This window comes from uncultured Chitinibacter sp., assembly GCF_945957625.1.
GTDB classification, from domain to species: domain Bacteria; phylum Pseudomonadota; class Gammaproteobacteria; order Burkholderiales; family Chitinibacteraceae; genus Chitinibacter; species Chitinibacter tainanensis.
Genome location: NZ_CAMFLP010000001.1, coordinates 401152 through 425710, shown reverse-complemented (window position 1 = coordinate 425710; position 24559 = coordinate 401152). Strand labels below are relative to the sequence as shown.

The window sequence follows — 24559 nt, the reverse complement described above, 5'->3', positions numbered from 1 at the left end:
ACGCTGCTAATATAGGCAACGCGGCTCAAACAATCGTTCGCTTGATCGCATCTGGGTCTGCGTGTTGTAGATGCGCATCAAAATCATCCACCATGATCACCTCGCGTTTCAGCCGGCGGGCACGGCTGACTTGCGCAAACTCGGCCTCGGTAATCAGCCCTTTGCTGAGGGCTTCTTGCAAACGCTCGCTACTGGTCAGGGTTTTAAGCTGCCCTTCGCGGCCGGCCCGGCGCAATTTGCTCTCGATGCCTTCGGTTTCAATCACGGCCTGCAAGGCATATTCCAGTACCCCGACTGAATCAGCCTCATCGGCTGGGCGATACATGTATTGCACCAGACGATCACGAGCAGTCGATGGCTCCATCAGGCTACGGGCAATACGCGTACCTACCCTATCGGCCGGAGCTTTCATGCTCATGCCCAGCGGGAACACCACGCGGCGAGCCAACCATGCCACCACGCGATTGGGGTGATTGGCCAAGAAGCCATTCATTGCCTCTTGGCAGTCATACAGCGCCATTTCCACCGCCCAGCGTACAAACGGACGATCTTCTTTCGGCTCACCGTCATCATGGAATTTCTTCAGCGCCGCGGTAGCGATATATAGGTTGGAGAGCATATCGCCCAAGCGCGCCGAGAGCTTTTCTTTGAATTTCAGGCTACCGCCTAAGGTGCCCATACCGAGGTCGGCCAGGAAGGCAAAGGCACTGGAAAGCCGGACAATATCGCGGTAATTTTGGGCGGTCGGGCCATCTTTGGGCGCAGACACCAGCCGCGCGCCAGTCAAGCCCATCCAGCAGGCACGCACGGCATTCGAGATTGCAAAGCCAATATGCCCGATCACAGCGGCATCAAATGCGGCAAGATCTTTATTCATCGCCGCGCGCAGCTCTTTGAGTACAAAGGGATGGCAGCGAATCGCGCCTTGACCGAAGATGATCATGCTGCGCGTCAGGATATTTGCGCCTTCGACGGTGATCGCGACCGGCACAGCCTGATAGCCCAAGGCCAAGTAGTTGCGCGGGCCGATACACACCGCCTTACCGGCATGCACATCCATCGCATCATTGATGGTTTTACGCATGCGTTCGGTATTGTGATATTTCAAAATCCCGGAGAGCACCGAAGGTTTTTCACCTAAATCCAATGCCGTCAGCGCTAGACGTTGCGCAGCATCCATTTGATAGGTGTAGCCACCAATCCGCCCGAGGGCTTCATCTACCCCTTCAAAGCGACCGATCGATAAACCAAATTGGCTACGGATGCGGGCATAGGCACCGGTGGTGTAAGCGGCGAGCTTGCCCGAAGCCACCGACATGGCCGGCAGCGAGATACAGCGCCCAACTGACAAACATTCCACCAGCATGCGCCAGCCTTGGCCAATATAAGATTGCCCACCGATAACCCAATCCATCGGGATAAAGACGTCTTTCCCCCAGTTCGGGCCATTCTGGAAAGTGCTAGTGCCCGGATAATGACGACGGCCAATGTTCACGCCTTGGTGATTGGTGGGAATCAGCGCACAGGTAATACCCACGTCGTCCTTGGTGCCGACCAGATGATCGGGGTCGTACAATTTGAACGCCAGCCCAAGAATGGTGGCCACCGGCCCCAGCGTGATATAGCGTTTTTCCCAGGTCAGGCGAATACCCAGTACATTTTCATGCTGCTCGCCAGTGCGTGGATCGGTATAGCTGCCACGGCACACCACACCATAATCAGGAATCCCGCCGGCATCCGAGCCAGCTTCTGGGCTGGTGAGGGCAAAGCATGGAATTTCCTCACCCTTGGCTAGCCGCGGCAGGTAATAGTTTTTCTGCGCCTCGGTGCCATAGTGTTGCAGCAGTTCGCCTGGCCCCAGTGAATTGGGCACCATCACGGTCACGGCCGCGCTGCCTGAACGGGTAGCGATCTTGGTAACCACTCGTGCATGAGCGTAATTAGAGAACTCTTTGCCGCCATATTGCTTCTTGATAATCATGCCCAAGAAGCCCTGCTCTTTAATGAACTGCCACACCGCGGGCGGCAGATCTTTTTGCTCTTGGGTGATTTCCCAATCATTGAGCATGCGACACAAATCTTCGGTCGGGCCGTTCAGAAAGGCCTCTTCTTCCGCAGAGAGCTTCGGCGCTGGGTAGCTATGCAGCTCTTTAAAGTCGGGCTTGCCGCTAAAGAGCTCACGATCCCACCACACCGTGCCGGCATCAATGGCCTCTTGCTCGGTTTGCGACATCGGCGGCGTAATCTTGCGGAACACGCCAAACAGCGGCCCCGTCAGCAGCAAGCGGCGCAATGGCGCCACATTCAGCAGTACGGCCAAAGCCAGCAGCCCATACAACCAGCCTGCAGCGGCATGGCCTGTAAAGACGGCATAGCCCGTCCCCAATATCACGAGGAGCGAGCTTAACCACAAGGGTGCCTGGCAATAGGCCAGCACACCCAACAACAGCACGACAGTCAACACACACACTAACACCGACATGATGCGCTCCTTGGCTTACAAATGGCTGGGGCCAGTCAGGCCCGCAGTAATAAACGGCAACAACATATCCGCCACCAGCTGCGGATCACGCGAATTCACCATGGGCTGCGCCATAAACAGACGCAACACATGATTACCGGCAAACGCGTTAAACATCGCACTGGTCACAAAATGAAAACGCCAAGCCACTTCTGCGCTACTGAGATGCGGCAGCGCCCCTTCCAGCGCCAGCTGGTAGCGGCGCGTTAGATCGCCATAGCGTTGTGGCATTTTTTCTTTCAACACCGAATTCGGCTCCACATAGCTGCGGGCCAGCAGGCGCACAAACACCAAGCCGCCATGCTCGGGATTGCGCCCCATTTCTAGCGCCGCCGACAGAAAACTACTGGCGATCGCCATCGGATCTTTGATCGCTGGCGTTTTTTCTAGCTCGGTGAGCTTGCCCAGCGACAGACGCACAAAAGGCTCGGCACGACGCTCGAACACCGCCTGAAACAGCCCATCTTTGGAACCAAAGTAATAATTCACCGCGGCGATATTGACCTCGGCCGCTGCGGTGATCTGTCGCATCGACGTACCAGCAAAACCGTGTTCAATGAACAAAAGCTCGGCCGCATTTAAAATACGGGTCGCGGTATCCAGCGTTTTGCTGCTTTCCATCTTGGGACTCCAGTTTCCTGTAGTTGATCTAAATCAATTTCAAACGAGTGTTTGAAAATTAAAACTCGCCAGCACGCTTGTCAAGTAGCAAACCCTGAAATAGGGGTAATTGCTTAAGCCACCGTCACAGAGTTGCCACACTTATGCCGGACGACCACTACAGCTGAAATAGCCACCATCAATACCCCCCGCTTGTATTGATCTATAGCCCTTATCGAATAAGCATTTCAAGCCAATACACGTATATAACTTGCAACATATGCGCAAGCATGCTGCTGCAAAGCAGCAATTACAGTGGCCACAATCACTTCGTCTGCCACGCAGCCAAAGCGGAAACCATTACAGCATTTGGCTTGCGGCCACCAGTGCACTCATCATCCAGTTTTTGCAGCGCAAAAAGCGCCCGATAGGTAATTGAAAAAACACTGTTACAGCCCGCGACACCGTGGCGTAAAAATGCCACCCTGCCCGCGCCAAGCCAGCCAGCCGCCTGTGCTAAACTCGCGCCATCTGAACCACGGCCGCCACCATGTACGAATTTCTGATTGGCCTGCGCTACACCCGCACCAAACGCCGCAACGGCTTTATTTCCTTTATTTCATTGGTTTCAATGATCGGCATCGCGCTGGGCGTTGCAGCACTGATTATTGTGCTGTCGGTGATGAATGGTTTTCAGGAAGAAGTCCGCAACCGCATTTTGGGCATGGCCTCGCATATCACGATTAGTAGCGGTGGCAGCGCCTTGGTGGATTGGCAAAATGCCGCTCAAGTCGCGCAACAACACCCGCAAGTGATCGGGACCGCGCCGTATGTGCTGGGCCAGGGCTTATTCACCAATGGCTCGCAAGTTAAAGGGGTGTTAGTACGGGGCATTGACCCCGCCCAAGAAGGCCGGGTGAGCGAAGTGACGCAAAAAATGGTCGCAGGCAGCGCCGACAGCCTGCGCGCCGGTGAGTACTCGGTCATCTTGGGCTGGAATCTGGCGCAAGAGTTAGGCGTGACCTTGGGTGACAAAGTCACGCTGATTACCCCGCAAGGCCAGGTTACCCCAGCTGGGCTGATCCCACGCCTACGCCAGTTTACGATTACCGGCGTGTTTAAAGCCGATTACTACCCCTATGACGCCAATCTGGCGCTTATCCACCTGCAAGATGCGCAGCACCTCTATCGCACCGGCGATGGCGTAACCGGTGTGCGGGTGAAACTGGATGATTTATTTGCCGCCCGCCGCGTAGCGCAAGCCCTGAGCCAGCAGCTACCCACGCTGATGGTGGCGGACTGGAGCCAAGAAAACCCCACCTATTTTCGCGCGGTGGAAATCGAAAAACGCATGATGTTTATTATTCTGACGCTGATTGTGGCCGTGGCAGCCTTTAATCTCGTCTCGACGCTGGTGATGGTGGTGACTGATAAACAAGCTGATATTGCCATCTTACGCACCTTGGGCGCAGCGCCCGGCTCAATTATGAAGATCTTTCTGGTGCAGGGCGCAATGTCAGGCTTTATTGGCACGTTCACTGGTGTGGTGAGTGGCGTGCTAGTTGCGCTGAATATTGGCACCATCGTGCCCTTTATCGAGCGCATGCTCGGCGTGCGCTTTCTCTCGGCCGATGTGTATTTGATTACCGAATTACCGAGCAAAGTCATTCCTGGCGATGTCATCAGTATTGGCGTGATTTCGCTGCTGCTGTCTTTGCTGGCCACGCTGTATCCAAGCTGGCGAGCATCGCGGGTCAATCCGGCGGAGGCCTTGCGTTATGAATAAGCACATCCAAAGCAACCCCGAGTGGGTATTACAGGCCAGCAGCCTCAGCAAAAGCTATCGCAGTGGCAAATTGAAGACGCCGGTGCTGCATAACATTGATTTTCGCCTCGCCCGTGGCGAAGTCGTGGCACTGGTTGGCGCCTCGGGTTCAGGCAAATCGACCCTGCTGCATTGCCTTGGAACGCTTGATCAGCCTGATAGCGGCCAGGTCTTGCTGAATGGGCAAGATCCATTTGTCCTAGGCGAGGCGGCTCGCGGGCAGTTACGTAATCAGGCGCTGGGCTTTGTGTATCAGTTTCATCACTTGCTGCCTGAATTTACCGCGCTAGAAAATGTGGCCATGCCGCTCATGATTCGCCGCCTGCCGCGCCGCGAAGCGCAAGCCGCCGCGCAGCAAATGCTGGAACGCGTGGGCTTGGGCCACCGGCTGCATCATCAACCGGGCGAGCTATCAGGGGGCGAGCGCCAACGCGCCGCGATGGCACGAGCCCTGGTTACGCAGCCGGCTTGCGTGCTGGCGGATGAGCCAACCGGCAATCTGGATCGCCAAAACGCCGGCGCGATTTTTGATTTGATGCTGGAATTAGCCCGCGACACCGGCACCGGCTTTGTGATCGTTACGCATGATCAAGAGCTGGCCAGCCGCTGTCAGCGTGTGGTGAAAATGCAGGATGGGCGTTTAGTCGATTAAGATACACATCGATGTATATGCTTGAAGGCCTTATAAATAAAAGCGCTCAAGCATATACCCCAGCCCAAGCCCGTTGCCGGCGCATCTCATAGAGGCAAATGGCGGTGGCATGGCCCACGTTCAGTGACTCAATCCCGGCCTGCATCGGGATCAAGACCTTATGCGTTGCCAAGCCCGCCAAGCCCGCACTCAAGCCCGCGCCCTCCGAGCCCATCATCAGTAGTACCGAGCCGCGATAATCATTGCCGTACAAATCCCGTGCGCCAAGGTCTAGCAACGTAGCCACTTTGCTGCCGTCAAACGCGCCAACTAGCGCCGGTAAATCGGCCTGTGTTACGCAAGGCAACACCGCCTGCGCCCCCATCCCGGCGCGCAAGACCTTGGGCGACCAAATATCCGCACATTGCGCGGATAGCCATACCTGCTCTACGCCTGCGGCATAGGCCGTGCGCAAGATCGCCCCGACATTGCCCGGGTCTTGCACCCCATCCAGCGCCAGGACAAAACCACGCGACAACGCGGCGGGGGTCGTCGGAATCGCAGTCAAAGCCAAAATCCCGGTTGCGCTGGGTAAATCGCTTAATTTGGCAAACAGTGCATCGGGCACTAGCAGGGTGCGACAATCGGCGCGCTGCGCGAGCTGTACAATCTCGGCAGATGCCTGGGCCGACTGACTCAGTACCAGCAAAGACAATGCATGCCCAGCGTCGAGCCATGCCGCGACCAGATGCGTGCCATCCAGCACCATCAAGCCGGTTTGACTACGTTCGCGCCGCGATTGGATGAGTTTGCCCAATTGTTTGAGCTGGCCATTTTGGGCCGAGGTGATGAGTTCCATGCAGAATTACGCGGTGTGACGACGGCGGGCATTATGCGCCAAAGCCCGGCTGGTGAGGGTACTAATTTGTTTAAAGTGCTGATATTGAAAGTCGCTCACCGGCTGATTGCCACCGGCATCGGCATACAGCAGCCCAACGGGCTTATCGCTCACGAAAATCGACATCGCCACAAACTGATCAGCCCCCAGCTGCTCGCTAAACTGGATGGGCAGCAGCGGTACATACTGCGCCAAGTTGCCGCTGTTGAGCCAGATTGAAGCGGGTTTTTGTAGCAGGCGGGTAAACAGATGTTGCTCCTGCAAGGGGATCACCAGCTGACGCAGCCCTTCGGTATGCTCGCCCTGCACATAGCGCATGCGCAGATTATTTTCCGCCGCCACAAACAAAGCAAAAGCGATCCGCCGGAGACCCAACCCTTCGGCCAAGGCGCGGATCGCCAGCGACATCACTTGATTGGTCGGTGCGCCTTGCAAACCAGCTAGATGCAGCGCTTGCATGCGCTCTACTAGGATATCTTTGCCCTGCTCTGCGCTTGCCGGTGCAGCTGCCTGCGCAGCTTGCGGCCATTCACCCGGCTGCATCACCAGCCAACGGGCTGAAGAATAAAACGGGGCATTGGCCGGCAACCGCCGGGTTTGCCGCACGATACATTTGCACAAGGTATTCCAAACTTCGCCGATTTCCTGCCCTAATACCGTAGCCATTGTCGCGAGCTGGGACTGGATATCCGGATCCCACCAACCGCTCTCGAGCTTTTCGAGCACTGGAATCATGGCTTTGAACAAAACATAGCGTGGCGTTGGTGCAGTCATTTCACCAACAAGCTCAATCACCACCGGCGGGAATTGCCAATGTTGTAATAAGGCCGGAATATCGACCGCTTGCTGGCTGTGCTGCGGATCGAGCACTTTGGCCATTAAAGGCAAAATAGCGCGCAAAGTGAGTAATAGCGCAGCGGCCTGTACTTCATGCACTTTGGCGTCATAGCGCTGATCTGCCAGATCGCGGGCGACCCGGCGCAGCAATTGGGCATGAAAAACCCATTTTTGCAGTAAGGCATATTCTTGCTGGCCATCCGGCAGCAAGACACTTTCGAGTGTGGCGTGGCGGCTAAAACGCTCCAGAAATGGCTCAACCCCAACCAGCAAGATGGCACTCTCAACCGAAGCGATATCGGCAGTTAAGCCCCCCTTCACCCGATCATTCACCAGACGTAATAACTGCGCAGTAAACAGCGGATCTTGCAAGACCACATCGGAGAGCTCCGCCGGTTTGACCCGATCAGCACGCTTGGCCATCCCGGCAATCTGATTACGCGAGGCTTGCATAATTGGCAGTGGCTTGGCAAACCAAGCACTGGTGGCAGCGGCTACAGTTGCCATATCAGTAATGATCCATCTTTCCAGTCGTTAAGCGGGATAGTGCGGCTTGGCTCGGCATACGCCGTGCTAAATGAATTACTGAGCAAACAGCTACCCGGCTGCATTTGCGCTTGTGCTTGTTGCCATACGTCATCCATCACCGCCGGTGAGAGATAGGCGTACACATAATCATAGTCAGAAAGGTCGAGCTGGCGATAATCACGGCGCCACCATTTCACGCGACCGGGCAGCGTGAGCTTGCCAAATAACCATAAGGGCCAGGCAATCTCGGTACCAAATAACTGTAAATCAGGTCGCTCTTTAGCCAGAAAGGCCAGCACGCGACCATTGCCTGCGCCTATATCCAGAAAACGGCTATTAAGCGCCAGCTCTTGCGCCAAGGTCTGCAGCACTGCTTGTTCACTCAGAAACACTGGCACTCGGGTGCGCGCCGCCATCCCAAATAAAAACCAGCTCACCGCCAAAGCCAGCAAATACATGTAGGCTGGCAAATCCAGTAATTGGGCTATGAATATGAGCGGCAAAAACAGCAGGTGTATCCAGCGCCACCAAGGTTCAGCGTAATAGCGGCGGGCTAGAAAGTACGCGACCATCAGGGCGAGCCCGAGAGCCAATAGGCTTGGCAAATGCGCAGCCAGCAATACAAGCAGACACAAATAGGTAATCAGCTGGATGATGACGAAACGCGCCCAGCGATTAGCAAGTAGATTGCGCATGTTTATTGCGGCGCAGGAGCAGCTTCGCCAGGTGCCTCGGCCTGATCACCGGCTTGTTCACGGATATTGGTCTCCGCCTCTTTATTGAGCACCACAATGCTGATGCGCCGGTTGATGGGATTGTAGATATTGTCTTTATCCAGCGGGATGACATCCCCGTAGCCGTTCACCCGAAGAATTTTCGCCGGATCTAAACCACCAATAATCAATTCACGGCGGGAGGCATTTGCGCGCTCTGACGAGAGCTCCCAATTGGTAAACCCCGCGGCGCCACCGGCAAATTTACTGCTATCAGTATGCCCGGATAAAGAAACTGCATTAGGCACTTCATTGAGCAGCTGGGCGATTTCTTGCAAGATGCCGTGCGCAAAGGTTTCAAGTTCAGAGCTGCCCGATTTAAACATGGGGCGATTTTGCTCATCCACGATTTGAATACGCAGCCCCTCGGCTACCATGTCTAATTTGAGTTGATTTTTGTATTTGGCGAGCTCAGAGTTTTCCTTGATTTTATTATCCATCAAGGCTTCGAATTTCTGTTTCAACTCATTCAACCGACGCTTATCTTTAGCGGCCTCAGTCTGCGATGGTGGATCGCCTTTCTTAACTTGGCCGGCTTGCTTGGTGAGGTCATTGCCGCCACCTTGGATTACGCTATCGGATGAACCAGAGCCTTCACCACCCGCATTGGCTACTTTCAAAGGATTCGCAAAGTAATCTGATACGCCTTTGAGATTACCCTTCGATACCGAGCCTAGTAGCCACATCAGCAGAAAGAAGGCCATCATTGCGGTTACAAAGTCGGCATAGGCAATCTTCCAGGCCCCGCCGTGGTGCCCGTGACCGCCTTTTTTGATTTTTTTTACAACTATGGGGCGCTGGGAATCATCGCTCATGCTTGCAACCTATTTCGCTCGTTACTTGCCTTTGGCGTTTTTAACAAACTCTTCCAGCTCTTTGAATGATGGCCGCTCGGTTGAACTTAGTGCTTTACGGCCAAACTCTACAGCCACCTGTGGTGCGTAGCCGTTCAGACTGGCGAGCAAGGTCGTTTTGATTGTGACCAGCACCTGGTGCATTTCAGCATTTTTGCCTTCAAGCACCGTCGCCAATGGGCCAACGAAACCGTAGGCTAGCCAAATCCCCATAAATGTCCCCACCAGCGCGGCACCAATCAATTTACCCAGCTCAGAAGGTGGCAGATGCAGGGAGCCCATTACGTGTACTACCCCCATTACCGCAGCTACGATACCGAATGCCGGCAAACCATCGGCCAACTTCGCCATCGCCGAGGCGGGACCTTCCGCTTCATGGTGGTGAGTATCGATTTCGACATCCATTAGATTTTCAATTTCAAACGGATTCAGATTCCCGCCGACCATTAAGCGCAAATAATCGCAAATAAACTCGGTGACATGGTGATCGTGTGAGACTTTGGGGTATTTGGAAAAGATGGGGCTAGCATGGGGGTCTTCGACATCACCCTCAATCGACATCAGACCTTCTTTACGAACTTTTGCCAGCAACTCAAACATGCAGGCAAATAAATCCATATAAAAGGCCTTGGAGTATGCCGAGCCTTTAAAAACACTGGGCAGCGCCTTTACGAAGGCTTTCATCCCTTTACCACCCTGAGCGGCAATCATCCCACCGATCGCACCACCAAAAATGATCACGATTTCAGATGGCTGCCATAGAACCCCCAAGTGGCCCCCATGCCATGCATATGCACCCAGAATACAGGTACACATGAATACATAACCGAGAATTACAAACATCCGATTTTGCCCTTGCCGAGGTTATAGTTTTACTGCATCTTCATATTAGAGTTGTGCATTGCAGTGAACAAGCCCTACTCCGTTAAAACAAGACACCCTGTCGCAATACTGCACGCACAGGCGCAAATGTAGAGCGATGTGCGGGGCAGGCACCAAGCCGTCTGAGCGCAGCTAGATGCACAGCGGTGCCATAGCCTTTGTGCTTAGCAAAGCCATAACCGGGAAATTGCTGCTCAAGCGTTGACGCTTCGCTGTCTTTGGCCACTTTAGCTAACACCGAGGCTGCAGAAATGGCTTGGACTTTAGCATCGCCTTGGACAATAGCTTCGGTGGGCATGGTTAGATTAGGCACTCGATTGCCATCGATCAGCACCTTTGACGGTAAAACACCCAATCCTGCCACGGCGCGCTGCATAGCTAGCATCGTGGCCTGCAGAATATTAAGCTCATCAATTTCGGCCACCGAGGCCTCTGCAACACACCAAGCAACGGCCTGCGCTTTGATCTGAACTGCCAATGCCTCGCGTTTTGAAGCACTTAGCTTTTTAGAATCGGTTAGCCCGGAAATTTGCAGTCCATCCGGCAAAATAACCGCAGCAGCAAACACGGAACCTGCTAATGGTCCACGGCCTGCTTCGTCCACACCGCAGAGCATTAACGGTTACCTAACATTTTATAAACTGCGGCGGCGGCTTTAGCGCCAGCATTGCAGCGCATGCCCACATGTAAATCGGTGAATGCTTGCTCAACTTGCTGTCTAAGCGATTTATCCAAAAGATAGTTACTCATCGATTGAGCTAGATTCTCTACCGTGGCTTCATCCTGTAAAAACTCTGGAATGACAAATCGCTTGGTAATGATATTGGGCAAGCTGACATAAGGGAGTAAGTACTTCCGCTTCACCAGCTTGTAAGTTAAATTGGAAAGCCGATATGCCACAACGGTTGGCTTTTTCGCCAACATCGCTTCAAGCGCAGCGGTACCTGACGCCAATAGAACCGCATCGGCGGCAACCATCGCTTCATGTGAGTGGCCAAACATAAGACGCCAATTCAGCTCTTGCGCCCCTTTTCGCCACATCGTCTGCTCAAAAATCAACCGAGTTTCACGACTAACAAATGGCACCAAAAATGTAATCTTGGGAAAGCGTTCGGCCAAAACAAGCGCGGTATCGATAAACAATTCTGCCAGCGCGGCAACTTCGCGCTGCCGACTACCAGGCAAAATTGCCACGACTTCACCAACGGCAGGCAAATTCAGTACTTCTCTAACATTTGGCACGTTGATCTGCACTGCCATTTGGTCAGCCAAAGGATGGCCAACATAAGTAGAGGCAACACCAGCTTGATCGTAAATCTCTTTTTCAAAGGGCAATAATAATAAAATATGATCAATTGCCGCCTTGATCTTTTTAATGCGTTCAGGGCGCCATGCCCAGATCGAAGGGCTGACATAATGCATTGTTTTAATGCCACGCGCTTTTAGGCGCCGCGCCAAGCCGATATTAAAATCAGGCGCATCAATCCCGATAAATAAATCGGGCCGGGCATGAAGACAGGATTTAACAAGGCGCTTGCGTAAGCGCAGCAATTCAGGCAAATGCTTCAAAACCTCGACAATGCCACCTACCGACAGAGTTTCTAGCGGCTCAATCGTTCGAGCGCCGTAGGATTGCATCTTCGGACCCGCCACTCCCCAAAATTCAGCATTTGGGTAAAGCAATTTAATTTCATCAATTAAAGATGCGCCAAGTGTATCGCCTGATGCCTCGCCAGCAACAATTGCAATTTTGGGCCACGCACCAGGGCTGAATTGAAACTCTGACATAGATTAACGAACAATGCCGCGTTTTGAACGCGCAAAAAAGTCAATGAAGTCTTTGAGAGCAGGCTCGCTCTCAGCCATCAGGGTGATTTGCGAGACGGCCTCATCATAAGCCAAACCACTGCGATACAAGAGCTTATAAGCGGCCTTGACTGCTTTCATGCCTGCTTCGGTGAAACCTCGACGCTTCATACCCTCTAGATTGAAAGCTCGTGCGACGGCACGATTACCCTCGCACATCACAAATGGGGGTAAATCCTGCACAATAATCGAACCGCCACCGGCCATGGCATGGGCACCAATCGTGCAGAACTGGTGAACCGCAGTGAGCCCACCCAGAATAACGTGATTACCTAGATGCACATGACCGGCCAATGTTGCACCATTGGCAAGAATTACGTGATCGCCAACCACACAATCATGGGCGATGTGGGCATAGGCCATTACCCAATTATGACTACCAACGGTAGTTATACCTGAATCCTGAGCCGTCCCAGTCGAAACAGTGACACTTTGAAAGAAGGTGTTCTTATCGCCGATCACCAGCTGGGTGGGTTCACCAGCATATTTTTTGTCTTGCGGTTCACAACCGATCGCGGCAAATGAATAAAACCGATTGCCTTCACCAATTGTTGTGTGTCCCGCAATATTGCAATTCGAATCAATAATCGTATTGGCGCCAATTTTCACATTGGGACCAATCGTCGTGAAGGGGCCAACCCGAACACTTGGATCAATTTGCGCCGCGGGGTCAACCAAGGCAAGTGGATGAATCAAACTGTTATTCTGCATACCCACTCATTAAACTTCGCGTTGTGCGCACATTAAGTCCGCTTCACAAGCTAGCTCGTCACCCACATAGGCCTTCGCTGTGTACTTCCAAATACCGCGCATTGATTTGGTAATCTCAGCAGTGAGGATCAACTGATCGCCAGGCACCACTTGGCGTTTGAATCGTGCATTGTCAATGCCAGCATAAAACAGAATGGTATTCGCCGAAGGCGGCGGCTGAATCGTTTTGAAAGTCAAAACGCCAGCGGCCTGAGCCAAGGCTTCCAAAATCAGCACACCAGGCATTACCGGGTAACCTGGAAAATGCCCCTGAAAAAATGGCTCATTAATCGTCACATTTTTAATTGCCTTAACCGACTTGCCTGGCTCCAATTCCAGCACGCGATCCACTAACAGAAATGGATAACGATGTGGCAAATGCTGCATAATTTCATTGATTTCAATTGGAGTCACTTTGTTCTTCCTGTACCTGTTTTGCAACCTGTTTCTCAAGTTGTTTTAAGCGTTTTGCAATTCCATCTAACTTACGTAGATGCACCATATTTTTCAGCCAATCGGCATGCGGCACGACGGGCACACCTGAAGCATACACGCCAGGCTCGTGAATGCTCGATGGCACACCGCTCCCACCAAGAAGAGTAACGCCATCCGCAATTTTGAGATGCCCAGCAATGAGAGCACCACCACCAATCATACAATTACGGCCTATCTCGGCAGAACCCGCGATAGCAGTACAAGCAGCAATCGCAGTGTTTCGCCCAATCTTGACATTGTGTGCGACCTGAATTTGGTTATCTAAACGCACGCCTGATTCAATCACCGTATCATCAAGTGCACCGCGATCAATTGTTGTGTTAGCACCAATTTCTACATTGTCCCCAATAATGACTCTACCGATCTGAGGAATACGCTCCCAATGATCTCCAGCCCAAGCATTACCGAAGCCATCTGCGCCAATTACTGCACCGGAGTGAATCACACAATGTTCACCAATCTCCGAGTCAGCGTAAATGACTGCTCGTGGGTAGATTATTGTATTAGACCCAATTTTGGAGTTAGAACCGATAAACACCCCAGCTTTCAGTTGGACAAACTCTCCGAGTTTGACACCGGGCTCAACAACTACATGCGGACCAACCTCTACACCAACTGGAAGCACAACATCTTCGGCAATCACTGCACTAGGATGAACACGACTATTACTAATAGGCAGTGGGTTAAAGTAGGCCGAGGCTCTAGCAAAAGCTAACGCAGGGTTAGAGCAAACAATATAGCTAACATCTACCGGCAAGCCTTCGTTAGTCTTAACGATTACCGCTTTACTTTTAGACGCAAGTAATTCTTGCTTCTTTCTAAGGTCAGACAAAAACACTAAACGCTGTAAATCTGCGCTTTTCAAGGAGGCCACACCCGTAACTTCCCTATCAGCCCCTACCAATACGCCACCAATCATTTGAGCTAACGCGGACAATCTAATTAAACTCATGATTATTTATCTACCAACAGCTTCAATACCTTGTCAGTAATATCCAAGCGTGGATTTCTGTAAACTGCATCTTGGAAAACGGCATCAAACTTCTCAGACTCCGCAATAGATCGGATAGCTGAATTGACCCGATCTTGCAAGCCTGACAATTCTTCGTTTCTTCTTGCATTCAAGTCTTCATTAATTTCACGCTGCATCCGCTGAAAATCTTGATTTAGCTTTAAAAGTTCACGTTCTTTAACTCTTCTCTCTGCTTCAGGCAAAGCCCCTTTGTCGAGCAACTGTTGCAGCGCCTTGCCCTGAACTGAAATTTTTTGCAGCTCTACTCGGCGAGGCTCAAACTCTTTTTCAATTTTTTTTGCCGCCCGCACGGCCGGAGAGGCTTCGCGCAAGATTCTTTGGGTGTCAACAAAACCTATTTTAACATCAGCCATAGCTGAAGTAGCGAAGATTGCCATAAGAGTAGCAATGAGTACTTTAAACATTTTCATAGTCACAATCCTTAAAACACCTGCCCAAGCTGGAATTGAATAGACTGGGTCTTATCACCATCTTTAGCATTGATTGGTTTTGCCCAAATCAGCTTAATAGGTCCAACAGGTGCAATCCAGGTAAAGCCAATACCCGCTGAATACTTTAAATCGCCAAAGTCAAACGCATGAGCATCATCCCATACATTACCCACATCAAAGAATGCACTAAGCCGCATTGAACGATCATCTTTCATCCCTGGAAGCGGCGCGTAGAACTCAAAGTTATTCACAAATCGGGAAGTCCCACCCAACGCGTCACCATTTTCATCCTTAGGACCTAATGAAGATGACTTAAAGCCCCTCACCGAATTCACACCGCCGGCATAATAGTTTTTATAGAATGGCAACTCATCACCAGCATAGCCATCACCATAACCTAACTCGACATTCCACATGAATGTCACAGGACTTTTTGCACCGAAAGAGTAAAAGAATTGGCTTTGCGCCGTTGATTTATAGTAAGCAATATCAGAAATAGGAGTAGATAGCTCCAGATTCACACGGCGATACCAACCGGAAGAAGGAAATATCGCCGAATCACGTCCATCTGCAGCCCAACTAGCAGTTAATGAGTATGTATCCGATGTTGAACCATATTTCTTGACATGATCATGCACGTACTGAGGTGAATTTGAATTGGTCATAATCTTAAGGTTTTCATAACCAACGCCCAAACCAATCGAATTATAATCACTAGTTGGCATCCCAAAGCTTAAGTTCAGACCTTTGGCATCGGTTGAATAATCACCTAAATCAAGCTCATCTGGGTTTGTTTTACGCTGATAAAGACTCCAACCAAAACTCACACCATCCGTAGTCGCATATGGATTCTTCATTGAAGCTGAATATGCTTGCTGTGACTTACTGGTATTCATTTCAATAGAAAAACGCTTACCAGTACCTAAGAAATTATTTTGGGCCACCGCCACCTGCAATAACAACCCATCCGACTGGCCATAGCCTACACCGAAGTTGAAATTACCAGTTTTCTGTTCTGCAACAATGACATTCATATCAACCTGATCAACCGCATCAGGTACAATCGGAGTTTCAATATTTACTTCGGAAAAAAAGCCCAATTGTTGCAAACGTTCCTTGGAACGTTTGATTTTGGACTGATCATACTCAGCAGATTCCATCTGTCGTAATTCACGACGAATAACCTCATCCCGTGTCATCGTATTGCCGGAAATATTAATTCGGCGCACCGTGGTTTTCTTACCTGGGTCTACCATAAAGTTAATCTGGACCGTTTTCTTCTCATCATCCACTTCAGGGACAGGGTTTATATTGGCAAACGCATAGCCCTGATTGGCAAGTTGATTTGAAATCTCAGCAGCTACCTTATTGACCGATTCTCGCGAATAGATTGCACCAGCGGTGAGTTGCGCCAAAGCTGGTTTGAGAGCCTCTTGAAACTCCGGCGCCGTTACGATCAAACCTGAGCCGGCCACCTTATACTGCTCACCTTCACGAATATTTACGGTGAGGAACACATCCATCTTGTCTTCAGACAAAGAGACATTAGTTGATTCGATATTGAATTTCAGATAGCCATTGTTAAGATATAAGGACTTAATGGCTTCGAGATCTGCGCCGAACTTTTGCTTGGAGTATTGGTCGGTTTTGGTATACCACGTCATCCAACCACCCAAGGTCAGTGACATCGCGTTCTGCAAGTCGCTGTCGGTATAAACGGTGTTGCCAACAAAGTTGATCCCTTTAATGCGGGCGACATCGCCTTCTTTGATGTCGATCTGAATGCCAACTCGATTACGGTCCAACTTGGTTACCGTCGGCACAAGCTCAACGGTATAGCGCCCGCGTGCGTAGTATTGCTGCTTTAATTCATTGATGGCGTTAGTCAGCACTTCTTGCTGAAAAATCTTACCCTCAGCTAGATTTTGTGATTTGAAGGCGGTTTTAACCTGGTCTTTTTCGATCAGTTTGGCGCCATTGATATTGATCTGTGAAATCGTAGGCCGTTCATCCACGGTCACTACCAGCACATCTTGCTCGGCTTCGATCCGGACATCATCAAAAAAACCAGTAGCAAACAGGCTGCGAATGGCTTCGCTGGCTTTTGCATCATCAAAGCGCTCGCCCACTTTAACGCCTAAGTAATTGAATACCGTACCGGCATCAGTGCGCTGCAGACCTTCTACGCGGATATCTCGCACAGTGAAGGCATCAAATGCCCAAGCATTCAGCGACACAGTAGTGAGTGCCGCGGTGAGCAGCATATACATCGGTTTCAATTTCATGTTTATCGTCTATGCAAGCAGATCAATGAAGCAACAACCGAGTGACATCATTAAACAATGCCACGGCCATAAGGGTGAGTAACAAGGCAAGACCAATGCGCTGCAGCCATTCCGTGAGCGCTACAGACACAGTCTTACCCGTTAGTAATTCGTAGCTATGATACAGCAAATGCCCACCGTCCAGTATTGGCACGGGCAGCAGATTCAATACGCCAAGGCTTATGCTAATCAGCGCCAAAAACTGTAAATAGGCCAGCCACCCTAGCTGCGCACTTAGGCCGGCGTATTCGGCAATCCCAAGCGGGCCGCTGATTTGCTTTGGAGAAAGCGCGCCCACCAGCATTTTGCCGAACATCTGCACCGTCATCAGTGACATTTGCCAGGTTTTTTCAGCACCCACCCACAGCACGGCGGGCATAGCGTACTGCTCCTGCACCAGTTGCTGCTGATTAAAGGCTGCATCTGCACGAGGCGAGATCCCAAGTCTTGGCTGCGACGAGCCATCGGCCTGGGTCGCCATGGCCGGCGTCACTTGAAATTGCAATTGCCGATCTTGGCGGTCAACGCGCAGGTTCAAAGGGCGTCCAGCGCTGGATTTCACTGCCGATTGCACGGCAGACCAATCTGCAACCAGATGTCCATTAATCTGCACGATACGATCACCGGCTTGCAATCCAGCTTGTGCCGCGGCACTCCCAGCCTGCACTTCTTCAATCACCGGCAAGAGTGCAAATGGGCTCAAACCCAAGCGCAGTAATAGTTGCTGATCGAACTCTTCGCGGGGCAGTTTGCTGAGCTGCAAGTCGATCATTCGCTCGCCACCTGCTCGTGATTGCACTTTAAGCGCAACCGATTCATTCCCCGCCTCGGCAAACAGCGCAATTTGTAATTGCTCCCATGTAGCCACCGACTGGTCGGCCACGGCCAGCACCTTATCGCCGCTGACTAAGCCCGCCTGCGCGGCAATACTGGCTGGCGTCACCATGGCGATTCGCGCCTGCATGGTCGGTACACCATGCCAATAGCAGAGCGAAAAAGCCAGTACCGCAAAAATCAGATTCGCCAGCGGCCCAGCAGCCACGACAGCAATTTTTTTCCAAGGCGCCTGCCGATTAAAGGCGCGCTGGCGTTGACCGGCCTCGACCGGCGCTTCACGCTCATCCATCAGCCGGACAAAACCACCCAATGGGATTAAAGCAATCTGCCAAGTGGTTTCACCACGCTGCCACTGCCAAATTGGACGCCCAAAACCAATCGAAAAAGTTAATACCCCCACCCCGCATCGCTTGGCAACCCAATAATGACCGTACTCATGGACAAATACCAGTAGACCAATTGCCAAAACAAAGGAAAGCAGGGTAATCATACTTAGCTCCAGCGTCCAATCAGCTGCAGCGCAGTGCTACGCGCCAGTTGATCGGCCGCCAGCAAGGCTTCTAATGATTCATCACTCACGGCGTGGCACTGTTCCACCGTGGCGGCAATCAGCTCAGGGATCTGCGTAAAGCGGATGGCACCCGCAAGGAAATACTCCACTGCCACCTCATTGGCCGCATTTAGCACGGCCGGAGTTGCGCCACCTTGCGCAATGGCAGCAAACGCATGGGTCAAGCAAGGGAAACGCTCTAGATCTGGCGCTTCAAATTCCAAACGGGCAATACTGAGTAAATCCAGTGGCTTCACGCCGGCAGCGATCCGCTCAGGATAGGCAAGGCCATAGGCAATCGGTGTGCGCATATCCGGCGTCCCCAGTTGGGCCAACACTGAGCCATCGCGATATTGCACCATAGAGTGAATGACACTTTGTGGGTGCACAATCACCTCAATCTGCGCTACCGGCGCATTAAACAGCCAGTGCGCCTCGATAACTTCCAAGCCTTTATTCATCAGGCTGGCGGAATCCACCGAGATTTTCCGCCCCATTGACCAATTTGGGTGTTTTACCGCTTCTGCTGGCGTAATACTCGCCAGCGTTTCTGCAGGCCGGGTGCGGAACGGCCCGCCAGAAGCCGTCAAGATAAGTTTATCGACCCCGGCAGCAGTCAAAGACTGCTGATAGGGATGCTCGCGGTAGCTTTCTGGCAAAGACTGGAATATAGCGTTGTGCTCGCTATCAATCGGCAGCAGTACCGCCCCCGAGGCGGAAGCGGCCTGCATAAATAGACGTCCAGCCAAGACCAAAGTCTCTTTATTGGCCAGCAAAATGCGCTTGCCAGCTTTGGCCGCTGCTAAGGTTGCTGGCATACCGGCCGCGCCAACGATCGCAGCCATCACTGCGTCAACTTCGGGCGCAGTAGCAATCGCAATCAAGGCATCTGCGCCGCACAACACCTCAGTGAGGCAGTGCGCCGCCTTCAGTGCCGCTGCAATGCTGGTGGCAGCAGCGGCATCCAGCACCACCAGATAACGAGGATGATGCTGTAACGCAATTTGGATGAGTTTTTCTACCTGCGTGGCGCCACTAATCGCAAACACACGATAGCGCTCTGGATGACGGGCAATAACATCAAGGGTACTTTGACCGATGCTGCCAGTTGCACCAAGAATGCAAACATTCTGCGGTCCGACGGACATAGCGTTCCTACTAAGGCAAATTTCAAATAGAACTTAATAAGTAGATAGCGGCACTAACCGGCAATATCGCCAGCAAGCTATCAATACGATCCAGCACGCCGCCGTGCCCTGGCAGTAGACGGCTGCTATCTTTAATGCCCGCTTGGCGCTTAAAGAGTGACTCTAGCAAATCACCCATGACACTCACTGCGGTTAGCAGGAGTGCAATCAAAAGCCAGAGCGCGGCTTGCGACAATGGGGAATCAAACTCAGGCGAACCCACCAACAAGGCAAATGGTTTGGGCAATAGTTGCACATACACAATCACCGCCAGCGTACCGCCCACTACCCCTTCCCAGCTTTTACCGGGGCTGATGGTCGGCGCTAGTTTGTGTTTGCCAAATGCCTTTCCACTAAAATACGCAAAGGTATCGGCAATCCAGGCCACCATGAACACTGCCAACAAAGTAATACCGTCTGGGTGCAAAACAATCATCGCCATAGCCGCTGGTACTAGCAGCGCGATACCCAGCAAGGCATTGAGGTTACCCGCCTGTTGCAATACCCATTTTTTGCGCAACCATACGGGCACGATCAGCACCCAGAAGCCCGCTGCGGCATACAAGAGCCCTACCCGCATCATGCCTGGCAGGCCATACCATGCCAGCAAAAACACCAATGGCACCAAGGCCGGATAGATGCGAGCCAACCAGCCTTTCATCCCAGAGAGCGACTGCCACTCCCAAGCGGCTACCGCCAACAAACCTGCGCAAAACAAATTCCACCCCTGAGGAGGCAGCCAGAACAACGCCGCCGCCACCAATGGAAACAGTACACAGGCCGTTAAAATACGAGATTTAAGCATTGTCTTCGCTCAATTGCTCACTGATTCGCCCAAAACGGCGCTCGCGCTGCTGATACCAGGCAATCGAATCAAATAGCTCGGCGCGACCAAATTCTGGCCAGGCCAAATCAGTAAAGTAGAGTTCGGTATAGGCCAGCTGCCAGAGCAGGAAATTACTGATCCGCTGCTCACCACCGGTACGAATGAAAAGATCGGGATCCGGCGCATAATTCATTGCCAAATAGGGGATCAGATCTTCGGGTGTATAGCTTTCCAGCTTTTCCGGGGCGTGGCGTAGCAGCGCTTTGGTCGCCTGGGTAATATCCCACTGGCCACCATAATCGGCTGCAATAGTTAGGCAAAGGCCGGTATTGGCGGCCGTTTTGCGCTCAGCATCGTCAATCATGGCCACCAGCTCAGCTGAGAATTTCTCTCGACTGCCAATGATCTTGAGGCGGATATTGTTGCGCTGCATGCGCTCGATTTCGCTATTGAGCACCTGCAAGAAGAGCCCCATCAGAAAGGAGACTTCTTCGGCTGGGCGACGCCAGTTCTCGCTCGAAAAAGCAAATACGGTTAGGAAACCGACTTTCAGCTCATCACAAGCCCGAATTACTTCCCGCAGCGCATCGACGCCTTTTTTGTGCCCATACACCCGGGGCATCATGCGTTTTTTGGCCCAGCGGCCATTGCCATCCATGATGATGGCAATGTGCTGGGGTAGCTTGCCCTGCCGAATATCGACAGGTTCCTGCTCGCTTGCGCGATTAAACAAAGCCACGTTTACTGCCTTTCTTAGATAGTCATCAGCTCTTTTTCTTTATCGGCCAGTTGACGATCCAGCTCGGCGATGTATTTGTCGGTCAGCTTCTGGATTTCGTCTTGTGCGCGACGCTCATCATCTTCCGACACTTCTTTATCTTTCACGGCACGTTTGAGTTGATCATTGGCATCACGGCGGACATTACGCACGGCAACGCGCGCGTCTTCGGTTTCGCTACGCACCACTTTGATCAGGTCTTTACGACGCTCTTCGGTCAGCATGGGCATCGGTACGCGAATCACATCGCCCTGTGAAGCGGGATTCAGCCCCAGATCGCTATCACGGATCGCTTTTTCAACTTTCGATACCATGGTTTTTTCATATGGCTGCACACCAATCGTCCGTGAATCGATCAAGGTGATATTGGCCACCTGATTTACCGGCACAGGGCTGCCATAGTATTCAACCTGAATGTGATCCAAGAGGCCTGTGGTAGCGCGGCCAGTACGTACTTTCGCCAAATCCGTCCGCAATTTCTCGGCGGTTTTCTGCATTTTTTCTTCGGTGGTTTTTTTCAGATCAGCAATCATGTCAACTTACCTCTACAACACGTCTTCAGTTAAGGCGGCAATAAAAAAACAGGCGGGATTATACCCGCCCGTTGCAATGAGTTCGATACAATCTTAGCAGTGTACCAGTGTACCCTCGTCTTCCCCAAGCACCACACGCTTAAGCGCGCCTTGCTTAAAGATGCTCAGCACACAAATATTCATCTTCTGATCGCGGCACAAGGCAAAGGCAGTGGCATCCATTACCTTCAGATTGCGACCAATTGCCTCATCAAACGTCACTGTGTGATAACGCACCGCATCCGGGTTTTTCTTCGGATCATCGGTATAAACGCCATCGACTTTGGTGGCTTTCAGTACGATATCTGCGCCGACTTCCATCCCGCGCAGGGCGGCGGCGGTATCGGTGGTAAAGAATGGATTACCAGTACCGGCACCAAAAATCACTACTTTCCCTTCTTCGAGGTAGCGAATCGCTTTACCGCGGATATAAGGCTCCGCCACTTGCTGGATAGTTAGGGCGGACTGTACACGTGAAACAATCCCCGCGTGGCGCATTGCATCTTGCAGGGCTAGCGCGTTCATCACGGTGGCCAACATACCCATATAATCGGCTGTGGCACGATCCATACCTGAGGCTGCAGGCGCTACGCCACGGAAAATATTCCCGCCGCCAATCACCACCGCCACCTGCACACCCAGATCAACCACTTCTTTGATTTCTTGCACGATCCGGTCGATGGTGGCACGGTTAATGCCGTAGCTATCATCCCCCATCAAAGCTTCGCCGGAGAGTTTCAACAGAATACGGTTATATTTTTTAGGCAGGCTCATATCTTGTTCCTATGTAGTGTTAACTCGGGCGTGGTCGTGCAAACGCCGCACCAAGGGCGCGGCGTTCATTTCAGTCTAGTACAGACTTACAGTTGTGCAGCAGCAGCAACTTCAGCGGCGTAATCTACCACTTTCTTCTCAATGCCTTCGCCAACTACGAAAGTTGCGAATGCATTTACAGCGGCTGAGTTTGATTTCAGCAGTTGCTCGATGGTTACTTTGTCATCTTTCACGAAAGGCTGTGACAACAGAGTCACGTCTTTCAGGAATTTCTGCACAGTACCTTCAGCGATTTTTTCCAGCATCGCTTCTGGCTTGCCAGCTTCTTTAGCGCGCTCGATCGCAACACGACGCTCGGTTTCGATCGCTTCTGCGTCAACACCTGAAGCATCCAGTGCTTTTGGTTTCGCCGCAGCGATGTGCATAGCAATGTCTTTGCCCAGTTGCTCGTCGCCACCGGTCAGATCAACCAGCACGCCCACTTTCGCGCCGTGGATGTAAGCAGCCAGCTGGCCTTCGGTCTGGTAGCGCACGAAACGACGCAGAGTCATGTTCTCGCCCAGTTTTGCCACGATAGCTTTGCGCAGATCTTCTACGGTTTCGCCAGAATCGGTCACTACAGCCGCCAGTTCTTCTACGGTAGCTGGGTTGCCAACGACAACGGCTTTAGCACAAGCAGTCACGAACGCACCGAAGCTCTCATCTTTACCTACGAAGTCGGTTTCGCAGTTAACTTCGATGATTGCGCCCACTTTCTTGTCATCAGCGATAAATGCTTTAACCACGCCTTCAGCAGCGGTACGGCCAGCCATCTTAGACGCTTTAGCGCCTGACTTGATACGCAGCGCTTCTTCAGCTTTCTTGATGTCGCCATCGGCTTCTACCAGTGCTTTTTTGCACTCCATCATGCCCAAGCCGGTCATTTCGCGCAGTTCGCTGACCATTTTTGCAGTAATCGCAGCCATGAATTTCTCCTGAATGAGGATTTCAGTCTATTGGAATATTGTTACAAAAAAGGGGCGAAACGCCCCTTTTTGCGAGTTTAGCTTTAGCGCTAGATTACTCAGCAGCAGCTTCGCTAACTGCAGCAACCAGAGCTTGAGTCGCTTGGTTACGGCCTTCCAGCACAGCATCAGCCACTGCACGAGCGTACAGGCGGATGGCGCGAGAAGAGTCATCGTTACCAGGAATAACGTAATCGATGCCGTCTGGGCTGTTGTTGGTATCAACTACACCAATCACTGGAATACCCAGTTTTTTGGCTTCAACCACAGTACCTGCTTGATAGCCGGTATCTACCACGAAAATCGCGTCTGGCAGGCCGCCCATCTCTTTGATACCGCCCAGTGAACGCTCCAGTTTTTCAACTTCACGTTTCATGTCCAGCAGTTCTTTCTTGCCGTAGCCGGTGCCTTCAGCATTTTCCAGCACAGCTTTCATGTCGTTCATGCGTTTGATCGATTGCTTAACGGTTTTGTAGTTCGTCAGCATACCGCCCAACCAGCGGTGATCAACGTAAGGCGCGTTAGCGCGAGCAGCTTCTTCAGCGATGATTTCGCGAGCAGCGCGCTTAGTACCTACGAACAGAACGTTGCCTTTGTTTGCAGACAGTTGACGCACGAATTTCAGTGCATCTTCAAACATTGGCAGAGTTTTTTCGAGGTTGATGATGTGAATCTTGTTGCGAGCGCCGAAAATGTATTTGCCCATTTTCGGGTTCCAGTAACGGGTTTGGTGGCCGAAGTGTACGCCGGCTTCCAGCATATCGCGCATGCTAACAGACATTG

General features: G+C 51.9%; 24 protein-coding genes. 2 read left to right on the top strand and 22 right to left on the bottom strand.

Annotated elements, in window-relative coordinates; all coding sequences use genetic code 11:
* Positions 1 to 25 precede the first annotated feature (25 nt).
* Together QV747_RS01995 and QV747_RS01990 are read right to left on the bottom strand one after the other, a co-directional pair.
* Complete coding sequence (locus QV747_RS01995; protein ID WP_273428712.1) at positions 26 to 2482, bottom strand: acyl-CoA dehydrogenase; 2457 nt, start codon at positions 2480 to 2482, stop codon at positions 26 to 28.
* 15 nt (positions 2483 to 2497) lie between these two features.
* Positions 2498 to 3142 (bottom strand): TetR/AcrR family transcriptional regulator, encoded by a 645-nt coding sequence (locus QV747_RS01990; protein ID WP_028448954.1) that lies wholly within the window; start codon positions 3140 to 3142, stop codon positions 2498 to 2500.
* A 529-nt stretch (positions 3143 to 3671) separates the two neighbouring features.
* On the opposite strand from QV747_RS01990, the gene QV747_RS01985 reads away from it, so the two are divergent.
* Entirely contained in the window at positions 3672 to 4907 is a 1236-nt protein-coding gene (locus QV747_RS01985; protein WP_273428709.1) for a lipoprotein-releasing ABC transporter permease subunit, read from the top strand.
* On the top strand, positions 4900 to 5598 hold the full coding sequence (lolD, locus tag QV747_RS01980; protein WP_273428707.1) for a lipoprotein-releasing ABC transporter ATP-binding protein LolD: 699 nt from the start codon (positions 4900 to 4902) through the stop codon (positions 5596 to 5598). The genes QV747_RS01985 and lolD overlap by 8 nt, the downstream gene beginning before the upstream one ends.
* 46 nt (positions 5599 to 5644) lie before the next feature.
* Here the strand turns inward: lolD and QV747_RS01975 are convergent, their stop codons facing one another.
* From QV747_RS01975 to rpsB, 20 genes are all read right to left on the bottom strand, one after another.
* A complete protein-coding gene (locus QV747_RS01975) occupies positions 5645 to 6436 on the bottom strand; it encodes an RNA methyltransferase (RefSeq protein WP_288791465.1) in 792 nt (263 codons plus the stop codon).
* A 6-nt stretch (positions 6437 to 6442) separates the two neighbouring features.
* Positions 6443 to 7819, bottom strand: coding sequence for an HDOD domain-containing protein (locus QV747_RS01970; protein WP_273427921.1), 1377 nt, complete (start codon positions 7817 to 7819; stop codon positions 6443 to 6445).
* Positions 7807 to 8535 (bottom strand): class I SAM-dependent methyltransferase, encoded by a 729-nt coding sequence (locus QV747_RS01965; RefSeq protein ID WP_273427924.1) that lies wholly within the window; start codon positions 8533 to 8535, stop codon positions 7807 to 7809. The genes QV747_RS01970 and QV747_RS01965 overlap by 13 nt, the downstream gene beginning before the upstream one ends.
* 2 nt (positions 8536 to 8537) lie before the next feature.
* Positions 8538 to 9428: a flagellar motor protein MotB gene (gene motB / locus QV747_RS01960; RefSeq protein ID WP_051258697.1), complete on the bottom strand. Its 891-nt coding sequence runs from the start codon at positions 9426 to 9428 to the stop codon at positions 8538 to 8540.
* A 21-nt stretch (positions 9429 to 9449) separates the two neighbouring features.
* Positions 9450 to 10310, bottom strand: coding sequence for a flagellar motor stator protein MotA (gene motA, locus QV747_RS01955; RefSeq protein WP_273427929.1), 861 nt, complete (start codon positions 10308 to 10310; stop codon positions 9450 to 9452).
* An 82-nt stretch (positions 10311 to 10392) separates the two neighbouring features.
* Complete coding sequence (gene rnhB / locus QV747_RS01950) at positions 10393 to 10965, bottom strand: ribonuclease HII (protein WP_273427931.1); 573 nt, start codon at positions 10963 to 10965, stop codon at positions 10393 to 10395.
* Positions 10965 to 12137: a lipid-A-disaccharide synthase gene (gene lpxB, locus QV747_RS01945; RefSeq protein WP_273427933.1), complete on the bottom strand. Its 1173-nt coding sequence runs from the start codon at positions 12135 to 12137 to the stop codon at positions 10965 to 10967. The genes rnhB and lpxB overlap by 1 nt, the downstream gene beginning before the upstream one ends.
* Before the next feature lie 3 nt (positions 12138 to 12140).
* Complete coding sequence (lpxA, locus tag QV747_RS01940) at positions 12141 to 12926, bottom strand: acyl-ACP--UDP-N-acetylglucosamine O-acyltransferase (RefSeq protein ID WP_273427936.1); 786 nt, start codon at positions 12924 to 12926, stop codon at positions 12141 to 12143.
* 9 nt (positions 12927 to 12935) lie between these two features.
* Positions 12936 to 13379 (bottom strand): 3-hydroxyacyl-ACP dehydratase FabZ, encoded by a 444-nt coding sequence (fabZ, locus tag QV747_RS01935; protein ID WP_255350775.1) that lies wholly within the window; start codon positions 13377 to 13379, stop codon positions 12936 to 12938.
* Positions 13366 to 14412, bottom strand: coding sequence for a UDP-3-O-(3-hydroxymyristoyl)glucosamine N-acyltransferase (gene lpxD / locus QV747_RS01930; RefSeq protein WP_273427940.1), 1047 nt, complete (start codon positions 14410 to 14412; stop codon positions 13366 to 13368). Before lpxD ends, fabZ begins: the two co-directional genes overlap by 14 nt.
* 2 nt (positions 14413 to 14414) lie before the next feature.
* Positions 14415 to 14903 carry an OmpH family outer membrane protein gene (locus QV747_RS01925; protein ID WP_047393790.1) on the bottom strand — a complete coding sequence of 163 codons (489 nt, stop codon included), beginning with the start codon at positions 14901 to 14903 and terminating at the stop codon, positions 14415 to 14417.
* 11 nt (positions 14904 to 14914) lie between these two features.
* Positions 14915 to 17209 carry an outer membrane protein assembly factor BamA gene (gene bamA / locus QV747_RS01920; protein ID WP_047393791.1) on the bottom strand — a complete coding sequence of 765 codons (2295 nt, stop codon included), beginning with the start codon at positions 17207 to 17209 and terminating at the stop codon, positions 14915 to 14917.
* A 22-nt stretch (positions 17210 to 17231) separates the two neighbouring features.
* Positions 17232 to 18575: an RIP metalloprotease RseP gene (rseP, locus tag QV747_RS01915; protein ID WP_273427945.1), complete on the bottom strand. Its 1344-nt coding sequence runs from the start codon at positions 18573 to 18575 to the stop codon at positions 17232 to 17234.
* Between the two features lie 2 nt (positions 18576 to 18577).
* Positions 18578 to 19783 (bottom strand): 1-deoxy-D-xylulose-5-phosphate reductoisomerase, encoded by a 1206-nt coding sequence (ispC, locus tag QV747_RS01910; RefSeq protein WP_273427948.1) that lies wholly within the window; start codon positions 19781 to 19783, stop codon positions 18578 to 18580.
* Positions 19784 to 19805: 22 nt separating this feature from the next.
* Positions 19806 to 20627, bottom strand: coding sequence for a phosphatidate cytidylyltransferase (locus QV747_RS01905; RefSeq protein WP_273427950.1), 822 nt, complete (start codon positions 20625 to 20627; stop codon positions 19806 to 19808).
* Positions 20620 to 21306 (bottom strand): polyprenyl diphosphate synthase, encoded by a 687-nt coding sequence (uppS, locus tag QV747_RS01900; protein ID WP_373317271.1) that lies wholly within the window; start codon positions 21304 to 21306, stop codon positions 20620 to 20622. The genes QV747_RS01905 and uppS overlap by 8 nt, the downstream gene beginning before the upstream one ends.
* Before the next feature lie 95 nt (positions 21307 to 21401).
* A complete protein-coding gene (gene frr / locus QV747_RS01895) occupies positions 21402 to 21959 on the bottom strand; it encodes a ribosome recycling factor (protein ID WP_028448938.1) in 558 nt (185 codons plus the stop codon).
* A gap of 93 nt (positions 21960 to 22052) precedes the next feature.
* Positions 22053 to 22772 (bottom strand): UMP kinase, encoded by a 720-nt coding sequence (gene pyrH, locus QV747_RS01890; RefSeq protein ID WP_034618698.1) that lies wholly within the window; start codon positions 22770 to 22772, stop codon positions 22053 to 22055.
* Between the two features lie 86 nt (positions 22773 to 22858).
* Positions 22859 to 23737, bottom strand: a complete 879-nt coding sequence (tsf, locus tag QV747_RS01885) for a translation elongation factor Ts (protein WP_273427954.1) — start codon at positions 23735 to 23737, stop codon at positions 22859 to 22861.
* Between the two features lie 94 nt (positions 23738 to 23831).
* Complete coding sequence (rpsB, locus tag QV747_RS01880; RefSeq protein WP_028448935.1) at positions 23832 to 24557, bottom strand: 30S ribosomal protein S2; 726 nt, start codon at positions 24555 to 24557, stop codon at positions 23832 to 23834.
* Positions 24558 to 24559: the final 2 nt, after the last annotated feature.

What these genes read in the sequence shown, in the direction of transcription:
- QV747_RS01995 (WP_273428712.1), bottom strand. Translation starts at nt 2,482, where the DNA reads ATGTCGGTGTTAGTGTGTGTGTTGACTGTCGTGCTGTTGTTGGGTGTG.
- QV747_RS01990 (WP_028448954.1), bottom strand. Translation starts at nt 3,142, where the DNA reads ATGGAAAGCAGCAAAACGCTGGATACCGCGACCCGTATTTTAAATGCG.
- QV747_RS01985 (WP_273428709.1), top strand. Translation starts at nt 3,672, where the DNA reads ATGTACGAATTTCTGATTGGCCTGCGCTACACCCGCACCAAACGCCGC.
- lolD (WP_273428707.1), top strand. Translation starts at nt 4,900, where the DNA reads ATGAATAAGCACATCCAAAGCAACCCCGAGTGGGTATTACAGGCCAGC.
- QV747_RS01975 (WP_288791465.1), bottom strand. Translation starts at nt 6,436, where the DNA reads ATGGAACTCATCACCTCGGCCCAAAATGGCCAGCTCAAACAATTGGGC.
- QV747_RS01970 (WP_273427921.1), bottom strand. Translation starts at nt 7,819, where the DNA reads ATGGCAACTGTAGCCGCTGCCACCAGTGCTTGGTTTGCCAAGCCACTG.
- QV747_RS01965 (WP_273427924.1), bottom strand. Translation starts at nt 8,535, where the DNA reads ATGCGCAATCTACTTGCTAATCGCTGGGCGCGTTTCGTCATCATCCAG.
- motB (WP_051258697.1), bottom strand. Translation starts at nt 9,428, where the DNA reads ATGAGCGATGATTCCCAGCGCCCCATAGTTGTAAAAAAAATCAAAAAA.
- motA (WP_273427929.1), bottom strand. Translation starts at nt 10,310, where the DNA reads ATGTTTGTAATTCTCGGTTATGTATTCATGTGTACCTGTATTCTGGGT.
- rnhB (WP_273427931.1), bottom strand. Translation starts at nt 10,965, where the DNA reads ATGCTCTGCGGTGTGGACGAAGCAGGCCGTGGACCATTAGCAGGTTCC.
- lpxB (WP_273427933.1), bottom strand. Translation starts at nt 12,137, where the DNA reads ATGTCAGAGTTTCAATTCAGCCCTGGTGCGTGGCCCAAAATTGCAATT.
- lpxA (WP_273427936.1), bottom strand. Translation starts at nt 12,926, where the DNA reads ATGCAGAATAACAGTTTGATTCATCCACTTGCCTTGGTTGACCCCGCG.
- lpxD (WP_273427940.1), bottom strand. Translation starts at nt 14,412, where the DNA reads ATGAGTTTAATTAGATTGTCCGCGTTAGCTCAAATGATTGGTGGCGTA.
- QV747_RS01925 (WP_047393790.1), bottom strand. Translation starts at nt 14,903, where the DNA reads ATGAAAATGTTTAAAGTACTCATTGCTACTCTTATGGCAATCTTCGCT.
- bamA (WP_047393791.1), bottom strand. Translation starts at nt 17,209, where the DNA reads ATGAAATTGAAACCGATGTATATGCTGCTCACCGCGGCACTCACTACT.
- rseP (WP_273427945.1), bottom strand. Translation starts at nt 18,575, where the DNA reads ATGATTACCCTGCTTTCCTTTGTTTTGGCAATTGGTCTACTGGTATTT.
- ispC (WP_273427948.1), bottom strand. Translation starts at nt 19,783, where the DNA reads ATGTCCGTCGGACCGCAGAATGTTTGCATTCTTGGTGCAACTGGCAGC.
- QV747_RS01905 (WP_273427950.1), bottom strand. Translation starts at nt 20,627, where the DNA reads ATGCTTAAATCTCGTATTTTAACGGCCTGTGTACTGTTTCCATTGGTG.
- uppS (WP_373317271.1), bottom strand. Translation starts at nt 21,306, where the DNA reads ATGGATGGCAATGGCCGCTGGGCCAAAAAACGCATGATGCCCCGGGTG.
- frr (WP_028448938.1), bottom strand. Translation starts at nt 21,959, where the DNA reads ATGATTGCTGATCTGAAAAAAACCACCGAAGAAAAAATGCAGAAAACC.
- pyrH (WP_034618698.1), bottom strand. Translation starts at nt 22,772, where the DNA reads ATGAGCCTGCCTAAAAAATATAACCGTATTCTGTTGAAACTCTCCGGC.
- tsf (WP_273427954.1), bottom strand. Translation starts at nt 23,737, where the DNA reads ATGGCTGCGATTACTGCAAAAATGGTCAGCGAACTGCGCGAAATGACC.
- rpsB (WP_028448935.1), bottom strand. Translation starts at nt 24,557, where the DNA reads ATGTCTGTTAGCATGCGCGATATGCTGGAAGCCGGCGTACACTTCGGC.